General features: G+C 68.1%; 11 protein-coding genes. 5 read left to right on the top strand and 6 right to left on the bottom strand.

Features of this window, described 5'->3' with window-relative positions:
* From AC1DYI_RS15525 to AC1DYI_RS15515, 3 genes are all read right to left on the bottom strand, one after another.
* Positions 1–2,183: amylo-alpha-1,6-glucosidase (locus tag AC1DYI_RS15525; RefSeq protein WP_477205027.1), on the bottom strand; the 2,183-nt coding region annotated here is incomplete at its 3' end.
* The gene (locus AC1DYI_RS15520; RefSeq protein ID WP_477205026.1) at positions 2,176–3,237 is read right to left on the bottom strand and encodes a glycosyltransferase family 4 protein; all 1,062 of its coding nucleotides are present in this window, start codon (positions 3,235–3,237) and stop codon (positions 2,176–2,178) included. The genes AC1DYI_RS15525 and AC1DYI_RS15520, both read right to left, overlap by 8 nt.
* Positions 3,238–3,356: 119 nt before the next feature.
* A complete protein-coding gene (locus AC1DYI_RS15515; RefSeq protein ID WP_477205025.1) occupies positions 3,357–3,551 on the bottom strand; it encodes a hypothetical protein in 195 nt (64 codons plus the stop codon).
* Between the two features lie 218 nt (positions 3,552–3,769).
* Between AC1DYI_RS15515 and AC1DYI_RS15510 the strand changes: the two genes are divergently transcribed.
* From AC1DYI_RS15510 to AC1DYI_RS15500, 3 genes are read left to right on the top strand one after another with little or no spacing between them, the layout of a single operon-like run.
* Positions 3,770–5,905 (top strand): acyl-CoA dehydrogenase, encoded by a 2,136-nt coding sequence (locus AC1DYI_RS15510; RefSeq protein WP_477205024.1) that lies wholly within the window; start codon positions 3,770–3,772, stop codon positions 5,903–5,905.
* Between the two features lie 56 nt (positions 5,906–5,961).
* A complete protein-coding gene (locus AC1DYI_RS15505) occupies positions 5,962–6,552 on the top strand; it encodes a protein tyrosine phosphatase family protein (RefSeq protein WP_477205023.1) in 591 nt (196 codons plus the stop codon).
* Entirely contained in the window at positions 6,549–6,719 is a 171-nt protein-coding gene (locus AC1DYI_RS15500; RefSeq protein WP_477205022.1) for a hypothetical protein, read from the top strand. Before AC1DYI_RS15505 ends, AC1DYI_RS15500 begins: the two co-directional genes overlap by 4 nt.
* Positions 6,720–6,725: 6 nt before the next feature.
* Here AC1DYI_RS15500 and AC1DYI_RS15495 read toward each other — a convergent pair whose 3' ends face one another.
* The gene (locus tag AC1DYI_RS15495; protein ID WP_477205021.1) at positions 6,726–7,775 is read right to left on the bottom strand and encodes an OmpA family protein; all 1,050 of its coding nucleotides are present in this window, start codon (positions 7,773–7,775) and stop codon (positions 6,726–6,728) included.
* A gap of 12 nt (positions 7,776–7,787) precedes the next feature.
* Positions 7,788–8,363 (bottom strand): hypothetical protein, encoded by a 576-nt coding sequence (locus AC1DYI_RS15490; protein WP_477205020.1) that lies wholly within the window; start codon positions 8,361–8,363, stop codon positions 7,788–7,790.
* Between the two features lie 355 nt (positions 8,364–8,718).
* On the opposite strand from AC1DYI_RS15490, the gene AC1DYI_RS15485 reads away from it, so the two are divergent.
* Together AC1DYI_RS15485 and AC1DYI_RS15480 are read left to right on the top strand one after the other, a co-directional pair.
* Complete coding sequence (locus AC1DYI_RS15485) at positions 8,719–10,461, top strand: PQQ-dependent methanol/ethanol family dehydrogenase (protein WP_477205019.1); 1,743 nt, start codon at positions 8,719–8,721, stop codon at positions 10,459–10,461.
* Positions 10,462–10,519: 58 nt separating this feature from the next.
* Positions 10,520–10,831 (top strand): high-potential iron-sulfur protein, encoded by a 312-nt coding sequence (locus AC1DYI_RS15480; RefSeq protein ID WP_477205018.1) that lies wholly within the window; start codon positions 10,520–10,522, stop codon positions 10,829–10,831.
* Positions 10,832–11,043: 212 nt separating this feature from the next.
* On the opposite strand, the gene AC1DYI_RS15475 is transcribed toward AC1DYI_RS15480, so the two are convergent.
* Positions 11,044–12,113, bottom strand: a 1,070-nt coding sequence (locus AC1DYI_RS15475; RefSeq protein ID WP_477205017.1) for a TonB-dependent receptor domain-containing protein, incomplete at its 5' end; no start/stop codon positions are given.

Genomic DNA, 12,113 nt, shown 5'->3' with positions numbered 1-12,113 from the left:
CGCCGCGTCAGCCGCACCCCGACGCCATGCGCATAGCGGGCGATGGCCAGGTCCATCGTGCTGTTGCCCACCACCAGGTCGCGGATGTGCAGGTGGTCCAGGAAAGGCGGCAGGACAGGGTTGTGGAAGCAGACCCGGTTGTTCACGCCGTCCACTTCCAACCCCAGGCAGGCCTGTAGGCAGAGCAGAGGCGCCGCGGCGGCCCAGGCCTGTGGTGAACAGGCCTGCGGATACAGCGTCGGTGTCTCGCCCGACACGCGAGGGAAGCCGCAGAAGAGCTCAGGCAGCCGGTGCAGGTCGAAGTACATCGACGCGTCGAACAGGCCGGCGAAGATCCGCGAGGCCTGCGCACGCAAGCCGTAGCGGCCCAGGCCCGCGGCCACCAGCGAGCAATCGTGCGGCCACACCGATCCGTTGTGGTACGACATCGGGTTGTAGCGCGATTCCAGCGCGCTCACCGTTCGCACGCCCCAACCCGAGAAGCCCGCTTCGGACATCAGGTGTTCGGCCACACGCTCGGCGCGCTCGTCGCTGACGATGCCGGTGAACAGGCACTGCCCGGCATTCGAAGAGCGAACGCGGCACGGCTGCTTGCGCGCATCGAGCGCCAAGGCATAGGTGCCGATGTCCTCGCACCAGTAGGCGCGCTCGAAGCGTTCGCGCAGGTCTTGCGCCTGGCGTTCCAGCGCCTGCGCACGCTCGACCAGCCCCAACACGCGCGCCAGTTTGGCGGCCGATTGTTTGGCGTCGTAGACATAACCCTGGACTTCGCACAGCGCGATCGGCGCCGTTGCCAGCGTGCCGTCGCTGTGAAAGACCGAGTCGTACGAGTCCTTCCAACCCTGGTTGGACAAGCCCCGCTCGGTCTGCCGCGCGTATTCGACGAAACCATCGCCATCGGTGTCGCCGTAGTGGTCGAGCCAGTGGAGCGCGCGCTCGCAATGCGGCCACAGCGCCTGGATCGCTTCGAGGTCGCCGGTGCGCGCGTAATAGGCGCCAGCGAGCATCAGGAACAGCGGCGTTGAATCGGTGGAGCCGTAGTAGCGGCCGAACGGCACCTCGCCCATGGCGGCCATTTCGCCGCCGCGCGTTTCGTGCAGGATCTTGCCCGGCTGGGCGTCCTGCTCGGCGCTCTCATGGTCAGCCTGGGTCGACGCCAGGAACCAGAGCACGCCGCGGGCCAGGTCGGGCGCAAACCACAGGCTTTGCAGCGCGGTGATGATGCCGTCGCGACCGAACGGCGTACTGAACCATGGGACGCCCGCGTACGGGTAGCGACCACGCAGCGTGGCCGTCGCCAGCATGTGCAGGTCTGCCAGCGAGCGCGCCATCCACTCGTCGAACTGGGCGTTCGAGGTCGAGAGCTTGGGCTCGGCGTTGCGAGCCTTGTCTCTTTCTGAACTCGCCTGCAGCAGTGCTTCGTCGTGCCATTGCGGCCGGGGGCAGGGCTCGCGCTCTGCCGCCGCGGCAGCCTCGTTCCCGGCGGTGGATTCGCAGCCCACTGTCCATTGCAAGGTGGCCTCGCCGCGGCCCGGCAATTCGATTTCATGCCAGGCCTCGCCAGCGCGGATGGACGAGGGCGGCGGATCGAACGAGATGCGCGTGCGGCGGTGGCGCCCGTCCAGGCCCTCGTAGCCGAGCAGGACATGGCTCGACGCGACTTCCGGCACCAGCAGCCGGCCGCGCTGCTGGCGCGCCATGCCGCGGGCTTCGAAGATGTCGGCGAAATCGGCGTCGAAGAAGATGTGCAGCCGGAAGCGGATCGGCTCCGCGCCGTAGTTGTGCAGCTTGACCCGGTCGAACAGGGCGCTGCGCCAGAGCACCTGGCTGCGCCTGATGTGCAGCGCACCTTGCGGCAGCGTGGGCACGCCCAGGTCTTCCATGCCGGGGTTGGTCAAGTGCACGCTGAGCAGCGCGTTGTCGTCGGTCACGGCCGAGCTGAGCAACATCAGCGGTCGGGGTGGTTGGCCCAGCACGCTCATCCGCAGGCCCAGGCGGGCCAGGAACCGCGTGTCCTGGTGGAACAGGCCGTATTCGGTCGGGCCACGAGCCTCGGCGTCGCCGAAGCGGTCCAGCACCACGAAGCTGTCGCCCTGTTTCAGTACCCGCGTGCGCAAGTCCAGTCGGCCGGATGCCGAGCTGACGACGTAGGGGTCCTGCTCGTGTTCTTGGGCTTCATGCATCTCCGACCTCGACTTTCTTGCGCGCTGCGCTTTGGTCCACCAGGCGTTCGTAGACGGAGAGGTAGTTGCGGGCCATGATTTCGGAGGTGARTCGCTGCTCGAAGCGCTGCCGGCAGAGCCGTCGGCTGAGTTGGCGGGTCTCGTCGACTGCCTTCACGGCCTCTTCCAGGCTGTCGACGACGAACCCCGTCAGGCCTGGCTCGATCACTTCAGGGACCGAGCCGCAGCCCCAGGCCACGACCGGCGTGCCGCACGCCATCGCCTCGATCATCACGAGGCCGAAGGGCTCGGGCCAGTCGATCGGGAACAACAAGGCCTGGGCGCGGCCCAGGAAATCCTGCTTCTGGCCCTCATCGATCTCGCCGATGAAGTCGACCAGCGGGTTGTCCAGCAGCGGCTCGATCTGTTCCCGAAAATACACCTTGTCGGCGTTGTCGACCTTGGCTGCGATGCGCAGAGGGATTTGCAGTCGGGTGGCGATCTCGATCGCTCGATCGACCCGCTTCTCAGGCGAGATGCGGCCCAGGAAAGCGAGGTAGCCGTCGGTGGCCTCTTGAAGGTGGAACAGGCGGCGCGGCAAGCCGTGGTGAACCGTGGCCTGCCAGCGGCAGCCCGGCAGCGGCTTGCGCTGCGCCGCCGAGACGGATACCAGCGGAATGTCTCGATACTCCTGCATCAGCGGGGCCAGCTCCGGCAGGTCGAGTCGGCCGTGCAGCGTGGTCAGGTGCGCCAGCGGGTAACGGCGGACCAGGGGGTAGTGCAGCGGGTCCGTATGGAAATGGGCGATGTCGAATTCGCTGCGCCGTCGGAACACCTGTTCCAGTTCCAGCAGATGAGGCCCGACATGAAATTCGCTGCGCCCATCCAGGCGAAGCGCCTTGGGCCAGCCGGGGATCAGGCGTGCGGTCGTCTGGGAATCACCGCTGGCGAACAGGGTGACTTCATGCCCCAACTCGACCAAGGCTTCGGTCAGGTATGAAACCACCCGCTCGGTTCCACCATAGAGCTTGGGCGGTACGCTCTCAAACAGCGGCGCCACCTGGGCAATGCGCATGGGTCTTGTTCCTCCCGCGCCGGTGGGTCCGACTCGGGCTGAGCAGGCCACCGGCACTGCGGAACCAAGGGCAAATGTCGTGCGCGACGGGCCCGTTCTTCAGGCCCGCGCGTCAGGCGTCAGCTGCCCGCGCTCGAATGAAAGTATTTCGCTTCGAGCTGGCGGGCGTTCGTCAGGCCAAGGGCCAAGCGCAAACGGTCCCACCAGCCCAGTGGCTGGATCCGACCATCGGGCAGCGCGAGCACGCGGCCAAGAATGGGTTCTTCCTCGATCGTGGATTCTGGGTATCCACGGACCAGCGTTGCGTTGTACATCACGGACCTCCTTTGGTGCGGAAGGGTCAGCAGATGGGCAGCAAGCGCAGCGCTGCTGCGCAGCCGGGCTTTCCCCGGCGCACCGACCGGTCAAGAAGCCTCAGCTTGGGGCGGCAATATATGCGCCTGCGCTGCTTCGCGGAAGCCGGGCGAGGGGCGAACGGTGGCATAGGCACAACGATTGCTGGCTGACCTTATTGCACTTTGAAAAAAACTGCATGGGTCTTTCGTCACTCCTCGGCCGCGCCGCCTTCGGCCCCTTTGCCAAGGCGTTGCCGGCGATGGGCGACACCGAACGCGCGGCGCTGGAGGCGGGCAGCGTCGGCTTCGAGGGCGACCTGTTCGCTGGTCGGCCGGATTGGGACGCGCTGCGCTCCCGTGGGCCCAACCGCCTGACCGTGGCCGAGCAGGCGTTCCTCGACAACGAGGTGCGCAGCCTGACAGCGATGCTCGACGACTTCGCGATCGACGAGGCGCGTGACCTGCCGCCCGAGGTCTGGCAGTTCCTGCGCGACAAGAAATTCTTCGGGATGATCATCCCGACCGAGTTCGGCGGGCTTGGCTTTGGCCACTTCGCGCACGCCACAGTCGTCACGCGCATAGCGACGGCCAACATCGCCACCGCGGTGACGGTGATGGTGCCGAATTCGCTGGGCCCGGCCGAGCTCTTGCTGCACTACGGCAGCGACGCCCAGAAAGCCCACTTCCTGCCGCGCCTGGCCGACGGGCGCGAACTGCCTTGTTTCGGCTTGACGTCGCCGTATGCGGGCTCAGACGCCGCTTCGATCCCCGATACCGGCGTGCTCTGCGAGCGCGAGGTCGACGGCCAGCGCGTGCGCGGCTTCGAGGTGACTTTCGACAAGCGCTACATCACGCTCGCGCCGGTCGCCACGGTCGTCGGCCTGGCTTTCCAGGCCGTGGACCCGACGCGCCCGGAAGGCGAGCAGCAGCTGGGCATCACCTGCGCGCTGATCCCTGTGCCGACGGCCGGCATGACGATCGGCCGGCGCCACCTGCCAATGAACTCGGCCTTCATGAACGGGCCCATCCGGGGCGAGCGCGTGTTCGTGCCGATGGATTGGGTGATTGGCGGCGAGCAGCGGGTAGGGCAGGGCTGGCGCATGTTGATGGAATGCCTGGCCACCGGCCGATCCATCTCGTTGCCCGCGCTGGGCGCTGCGATGCAGCAGGCCTCACTGTTCGTCGCCAACGGCTATGGCCAGATACGCGAGCAGTTCGGCCTGCCGATCGGGAAGTTCCACACCGTGGCAGCGCTCGCGTTGCGCATGGCCGTCGACCTGTACGCCAGCGATGCGGCGCGCCGCTACACCGCGGCGGCGCTCGACGCCGGCGAGCGGCCCAGCCTGGCCGGCGCCATCCTGAAGGTCCAACTCACCGAGCGGGGCCGGCAGGCGGTCAACGACGGCATGGACGTCCTCGGCGGCAAGGGCATCATCCGCGGCCCGAAGAATCTGCTGGGGGTGGCCTACCGCCACGCGCCGATCGCGATCACCGTCGAAGGGGCGAACCTGCTGACGCGCTCGTTGATCATCTTCGGCCAGGGGGCCGTGCGCTGCCACCCTTATGTGCTGGCCGAGATGAAGGCCGTGGCCGACCACGACGAACAGGCGCTCGGCCAGGCCTTGCTGGGCCATGTCGGTCATGTGCTTCGCAACCTGTGGCGCAGCGTGGTCGGCGCGCCGATTCGCGGCACGCCACCGGCCGAGCTGCGTCGCGAGGCCGCGATGATTGCCCGGCTGTCGGCCGTGTTCGCGCTGACGGCTGACCTGGCGATGGGGCTGCTGGGCGGCAAGCTCAAGCGGCTTGAGCTGCTGTCGGCGCGGCTGGGCGATGTGCTGTCGTGCCTGTACCTGGCCAGCGGCGCCGTCTGGCGCTACGAGGCAGATGCGGACCCGAAGATGCTCCCGCTGGCGCGCGCTGCGGTCCGCGTCCAGCTGGCCCGTGGCGCCGACACCTTGCATGAGTTGGTTGCCAACATGCCCTCGCGAGCACTGCGGCTGGCCGCACCGTTGCTGCTGCATGGCACGCGGCAACGCCGGCCGCTCAAGGACCGCCAGATTCTCGAACTGGCGGACTCGCTGCGCGACGATCCGGCCGTCGTGGCGCGGCTGTGCCCCGACATCTCGGAGCCACAGCAAGGCGGCTTGCACGACCTGATGCAGGCGCTCGAACTGTCGCGCCCGGTGGCAAGCGAGCTGCAGAAGCTCAACCACGCCTTGCGCCGCACCCGTTCGCTCGAACAGGCGGCTGCAGGCGCCACCGACCCCGCGGCTGCGCTGGCCTATCTGCAAGCGGCCGACCGGGTCATCCAGGTCGACGACTTCGCGCCGTGACGTCTTGACGCCCAGAGGCTGGACGTGACAGCGCCGGCGGCACCAGAATCGCGTGCATGAGTTCTTCCGTTCGCTGGCCCTCGACGGGCAAGGTGTTCCTGATCAGCATCGTGCTCGGTGCCGCGGGCGTGGTGGCAACCGCAGCGTGGAACCGCCACGTCGAGGCGGTCAAGGCCGAGGCGGCAGCTCCGGCAAAGCATCTGGCACCGAGCCTTGACCTGGCGGCGCAGTTGCCACTGGCCGCCGTGGCGCCGCTGCGCGGCCGCGGCTACACCACGGTGATCGACCTGCGGCCCGATGGCGAGGCGCCGGACCAGCCGCCGTCGAGCGAGATCGCGGTGGCCGCCAAGGCCGCCGGCCTGAGCTTCCATTACGTGCCGGTGCCGCACGGCGAGATCCCCGAGGCTGCGGTCGTGGCGCTGCGCAAGGCGTTGGACGCCAGTCCGCCGGGCCCGGTGCTGATCTATTGCCGCAGCGGCCGGCGCGCCGCGCGCACCTGGGCGTTGGTCGAATCCCAACGGCCCGCCGGCCTGACGACCGACGCGATCATCGCCGCGGTGCGCCAAGCCGGCCAGGAGGCCGACGACCTGCGCGAGCGGCTGGATGCCGGCGTCAGCGGGCGTGCGTCGGGCAAGGCGGGGGCATGAGCGAACAGGCCGATATTGCAATGCCGACGGCTGCGGGCGACCTGCCCATCAACGCATTCCGGCGTGGCGTGGGCCTCACCGTGACCATCGCGCTGGGCCTGGTCATCGGCATGCTGGTGGGCTTGGTCGTTGGCGTGTTCTCGGGCCTGATTCCGTTCATCTGCTGACCGACCTCAGCGCACCGGCACCTCCACCACCTGCAGCCAGACACTGCGGTTCTCCTGCTCGTCCTTCTTCGGCTCGGTCATCACTGGCAGGTCGTTAGGCCCCAGGGCGGCCATGAAGACCCGGTTGGCGGCGAGGCCGCCGGGGCGGATCAACTCATCGGCCACCGCCGTGGCGCGGCGTTGGGCAAGCTTGGCGTTGTGCTGATCGGTGCCGCGCGTGTCGGTGTAGGCCTGCACCAGCACGGCCGTGCCGGGGTGGTCGTTCAGGTAGTCGCGGGCGCGGGCGATGAGCGCACGGCTGTCGTTGTTCAACTCGGCGCGGTTGGTGACGAAGTGGACCGGACCGAAGCTGGGGTGGGCCGGGGCTGCAGGGCCGCCGCCCTGGCCGGCCGGCTGATTGACTTCGTTGACCACCACCGACGGGGCGGCCTCGGGCTTGGCACCGCCGCCGCCGACGGCCCAGGCGAAGATCAGCACGCCGGCCATGGCCACGAACGCCGTGCGAAAGGCCTTGCGCATCGCGCTGGCCACGCGCCGCTGGAAACGCACGAAGGCAGCCCAGTGGCTGATGCCGTTCAATGCGTTGTAGTAGCGCTCGTAGTCGACCAGGTCGGCAGTGGTCGGTGACGCGGGCAGGGCGTCCGACAGGGCCTTGACGTAGGCCTCCAACGCCTCGACGTTGGGGCTGGTCAGGCCGCCGGGCAACAGCACGCCGCGCTGGCCGTCGAAGACCTTGCGCAGGTCCTCGACTTCGGCGCGCTCGGTGGCGTCGGCGATGGTCGTGACGTCGAAGCCGTCGCGCAAGACCTGGTAGCTCACGAGTTCGGGCTTCAAGGTCTCCAGCAGCAGCCACATCGTGTGCGCCAGCAGCCAGACCGCGACGACCAGGCCGATCACCGCGATGAGCAGGCGCCAGCCCGGCGGCAGGCCGCCAAAGCCCGCGAAGGGCGTGCCAGCCAGCAGCAGGCTGGCCACGCCGGCGATCGCCGTCAGCAGGACCTTGACGTTGTCGCGCAGGTTGCCCTTCGCGGTGGCATAAGGGTCGGGCAGGGCCATCGCGCCGGCACCTCAGCGACGGACGGGGTCGCCCTGCAGGCCGAAGTGCAGCCGCACCCCCTCCAGCCCCAGCTGCGGGTCGTCGGCCAGTTGCTGCAGCTGGCTGATGTCCAGCGGCGTGTGCAACAGCGAAGGCAGCACAGTCACGGTCAGACAGCGGCCGCTGCCAGTCCCCGGGGCGCGGGCGACCATCGTCTGCACCTGGGCCCGCAGGCTGGCCAGCGTCGTGTTCTGCAACTGGGCCAGCGGCAACTCGAGCGCAGGATCCGTGGGCCAGTCGGCCGCGAACCAGGGGTAGCGGTTCGTGAGGCCGCCGGAGCGCCGGGAGACGATGGTCATCACCCCGGGCAGCGGCGGCGGGTAGCCGATCTTCGGCGGCTTGGGGGGCGGCGCGATCGGTGGCGTGGGCGCGTGCGGGTCGGCCGTGGTGGCGGGTGCCGGTGGCGCGGCGGGCACGGCCGGCGCAGCCGCGGGCGACCCACCCGCGCCGGTGGCTTGCGGCGCAGTGGCCTGTGCCCACACTATCGACTCGTTGCCGCAACGAATGAGCAGGTCGCCTGCCGGCGTGTATTCGATCTGGATGCTCATGGCCGCTCCTTGCGCCCGTGGGGGCCGGTGCCGTGACTTGCACACCACCGCGCAGCATGCGCCACGGCGGGCACCGCTGTCCATGCCGGCGACGGCGCGGCGTCATCCTGTTTGCGGATGAGTTGCTACAGCGCGGCGCGGCGCAGTTGCACCAGGCTGTCACACCGTGGCCCGCGGCGACGCAACAAGAACAGGGTTGACCCGCATGCAGCGCGGCCGGTGTCGCCGCAATTGCGGCTGTGCGAGTGGCGGCACCGCGTGGCACGCACTTTGCGCAAAGACCAGGCGCGCCGCTCGGGCGGCTGCCCAGCCGCAGCCAGGGCGCACCCCTTCGTCGCAACAGGAGACAACGACCATGCGCCTTCCCGCCCTTCGCGCCATTTCATGGGCTGCGCTTGCCTGCGCGTCCGCCGCCGCCAACGCCGCGGTGTCCGACCAGATGATCCAGAACGATGCCAAGACCGGCAAGAACGTGCTGTCCTGGGGGCTGTCCACCGACGGCCAACGCTATTCGCCGCTGAAGCAGGTGAACACCGCCAACGTCGCCAAGCTGACGCCGGTGTGGGCGTTCTCGTTCGGCGGCGAGAAGCAACGCGGGCAAGAGAGCCAGCCGCTGATCTACAACGGCAAGATGTTCGTCACCGCGTCGTACTCGCGCATCTTTGCGCTCGACGCGGCCACCGGCAAGAAGCTGTGGAAGTACGAGCACCGCTTGCCCGAGGGCATCATGCCCTGCTGCGACGTGGTGAACCGCGGCGCGGCGCTGTACGACAACCTGGTGATCTTCAGCACGCTCGATGCGCAGCTCGTTGCGCTGAACCAGGACAGCGGCGAGCTGGTCTGGAAAGAGAAGATCGACGACTACCAGGCCGGCTACTCGAACACCGCCGCGCCCATCATCGCCAATGGCTTGATCCTGACCGGCGTGTCGGGCGGCGAGTTCGGTGTCGTCGGCCGGGTGGAGGCACGCGACGCAAAGACCGGCCGCCTCGTGTGGACGCGCCCGACCGTTGAAGGCCACATGGGCTACGCCTACGACGCCAACGGCAACAAGACCGAGAACGGCATCTCGGGCACGACCAACAAGAGCTGGCCGGGTGACCTGTGGAAGACCGGTGGCGCTGCCACCTGGCTGGGCGGCACCTTCGACGCGAAGACCGGCCTGGCCTACTTCGGCACCGGCAACCCGGCGCCGTGGAACAGCCACCTGCGCAAGGGCGACAACCTGTTCTCGTGCTCGACGCTGGCCATCGACGTGAAGACCGGCCAGATCAAGTGGCACTACCAGGGCACGCCGAACGATGGCTGGGACTTCGATGGCGTCAACGAATTCGTCACCTACGACGAGGGTGGCAAGCGCCTGGGCGGCAAGGCCGACCGCAATGGTTTCTTCTACGTGATCGACGCGAACTCGGGCCACCTCGAGAACGCCTTCCCTTTCGTCAAGAAAATCACCTGGGCCACGGGCATCGACCTGAAGACGGGCCGGCCCGATTTCGTCCCCGAGGGGCGCCCCGGTGACCCAACGGCGGGTGACGGCAAGAAGGGCGCGTCGGTGTTTTCTGCACCGTCGTTCCTCGGTGGCAAGAACCAGATGCCGATGGCCTATTCGCCCGACACCAAGCTCTTCTACGTGCCGGCCAACGAGTGGGGCATGGAGATCTGGAACGAGCCCATCGCCTACAAGAAGGGCGCGGCCTACCTGGGCGCGGGCTTCACGATCCGCACGATCAACGACGACTACATCGGCGCATTGCGAGCGATGGACCCGAAGACCGGCAAGATCGTCTGGGAGGTGAAGAACAACGCGCCGCTGTGGGGCGGTGTGTTGACGACCGGCGGCAACCTCGTTTTCTGGGGCACGCCCGAGGGCTACCTGAAGGCCGCCGATGCGAAGACGGGCAAGGTCGTCTGGGAATTCCRGACTGGCTCCGGCGTGGTCGCGCCCCCGGTCACCTGGGAACAGAACGGCGCGCAGTACATCGGCGTGGTGTCGGGCTGGGGCGGTGCGGTGCCGCTGTGGGGCGGTGACGTCGCCAAGAAGGTGAACTACCTCGAGCAGGGCGGCATGGTCTGGGTCTTCAAGCTGCCGAAGTAGGCCCATCGTGTGCAAGGGGCGGCCGCAGGTGGCCGCCCATTTTTTGTCGGAGGTTTTCATGAACGACCCACTGACCCGGCGCCGTGCCGTCATCCACATTGCTTGTGCCGGTGCGGCACTGACAGGTGACGCCGCCAGGGCGGCACCCGCGCGCGTCGACGAGGCTGATGAAGGTGCGGTGGCGCTCGGCTATCGGCACGACACCAAGCAGGTCGATGGCAAGAAGTTTGCGACGCATTCGCCTGAGCAGCATTGCGCCAACTGCGGTTTCTGGCAGGGCCAGTCGGGCGATGCCTGGGCGGGGTGCTCGATGTTTGGTCGCAAGCAGATCTCAGCGGGTGGGTGGTGCGCTGCATGGCGAAAGATTTGAATGCTCTGCATGGCAAGGATTGCGCGTGGCAGGCGACTCGGGGCACGTTCGCCGGGCCTGCTCGCGGGGAACCGGGTTGCGCTTGCTGCGGCCTCTCGATTGGCACCGGGAACATGCTGGGTCGGTTGGGGCGACCGCGAATGAAGGCTCTCTGAACGCACCCCGAGCCACCTGCCTGGACCGCTGGGTGGCATCCAGGGCAACAAGGAACCTCAACTTCGAATCCTGAACCCGATGCTGAAGCTGCGTGGTGCGGTTGGGCCGATGAACAGCGCATCTCGGCCTTCGCCGGTGTACTGGCCGCGCGCATCGAACAGCGTCTCGGCCAAGGCACCGTAGCTGGCGGCGCGGTGGTCGAACACATTGCCGATGCGGCCGAACCATTCCCACCCCGATGCGGATTTCCAGCTGGCGCGCAGGTTCAGCAGTGCGTAGCCCGGCAGGCTAACGTCGACGTGCCGTGTGCTGTCGTCGGCCAGTCGGCCGTCTTCGTTGCCGGCGGTGACGCGGCGTGAGACGGCTTGCAGGTCGGCGCCGATGTTGAAGCCGGGTGAGCCTTGCCAGTCCAGCGCCAGTTTCAGCGTCTGGCGCGGCAGGCCGGCGATGCGGGTGCCGGGCGTGATGCGCACGTTGCGATCGCCTTCACGCAGTGCACCGGCGAATTGGTAGCTGGCGTCCAGGCGGCTGTAGGTGGCAGCCCAAGTCCATGGACCTTGGTGGCCGTGCCATTCAGCGTCCAGGCCCTGATGGCGGGTCCCGGCCACGTTGAGAAAGTAGCCCAGGTTGCCGTTGAGGCTGACGCTGGAGAACACGATGTCGTCGCGGTTGTCGGTGCGGTAGAGCGTGAACGAGCCGCCGTTGTCGGCGTCTTGGCTTAAGCGCATGCCGGCCTCCAGCGTGGTCGATCGCACGGGCTTCAGGTAGGGGTCGGCTTGCAAGCCAGCGGGCAGGCGGCACGCTTGCTCGGGATCGGCGCAGCCCAGCTCGATCACCGTCGGCACACGGGTGTTGCGAGCCATGTTGGCGAAGACGGTGGTGCGTGGCGCCAGCCGTTGCGCGATACCCAGCGCAGGGTTCCAGCTGCGGTAGCGAAAGCGTTCTTCGGGTTGTGCCGTGGGCTGGCCGGTGTCTTCGTCGATCTGCGTCAGCGTGTTGGCCACCTGCGCCTCGTTGTAGCGCAGCGTCGCGGTGAGGTGGGTGCTGTCGGCCAGGCGCCAGGTGTCGCTGATGTGCGCACCCAGGCCAAGGCTGCGGCCTCGCACGGCGGCGCTCAGCTCAGGCT

The sequence above is a fragment of the Ideonella sp. P3_A4 genome (assembly GCF_056403075.1).
The sequence above is the reverse complement of the archived record's forward strand: the minus strand, read 5'-3'. Positions and strand labels throughout refer to the sequence as shown.

What these genes read in the sequence shown, in the direction of transcription:
- AC1DYI_RS15515 (WP_477205025.1), bottom strand. Translation starts at nt 3,551, where the DNA reads ATGTACAACGCAACGCTGGTCCGTGGATACCCAGAATCCACGATCGAG.
- AC1DYI_RS15510 (WP_477205024.1), top strand. Translation starts at nt 3,770, where the DNA reads ATGGGTCTTTCGTCACTCCTCGGCCGCGCCGCCTTCGGCCCCTTTGCC.
- AC1DYI_RS15505 (WP_477205023.1), top strand. Translation starts at nt 5,962, where the DNA reads ATGAGTTCTTCCGTTCGCTGGCCCTCGACGGGCAAGGTGTTCCTGATC.
- AC1DYI_RS15500 (WP_477205022.1), top strand. Translation starts at nt 6,549, where the DNA reads ATGAGCGAACAGGCCGATATTGCAATGCCGACGGCTGCGGGCGACCTG.
- AC1DYI_RS15495 (WP_477205021.1), bottom strand. Translation starts at nt 7,775, where the DNA reads ATGGCCCTGCCCGACCCTTATGCCACCGCGAAGGGCAACCTGCGCGAC.
- AC1DYI_RS15490 (WP_477205020.1), bottom strand. Translation starts at nt 8,363, where the DNA reads ATGAGCATCCAGATCGAATACACGCCGGCAGGCGACCTGCTCATTCGT.
- AC1DYI_RS15480 (WP_477205018.1), top strand. Translation starts at nt 10,520, where the DNA reads ATGAACGACCCACTGACCCGGCGCCGTGCCGTCATCCACATTGCTTGT.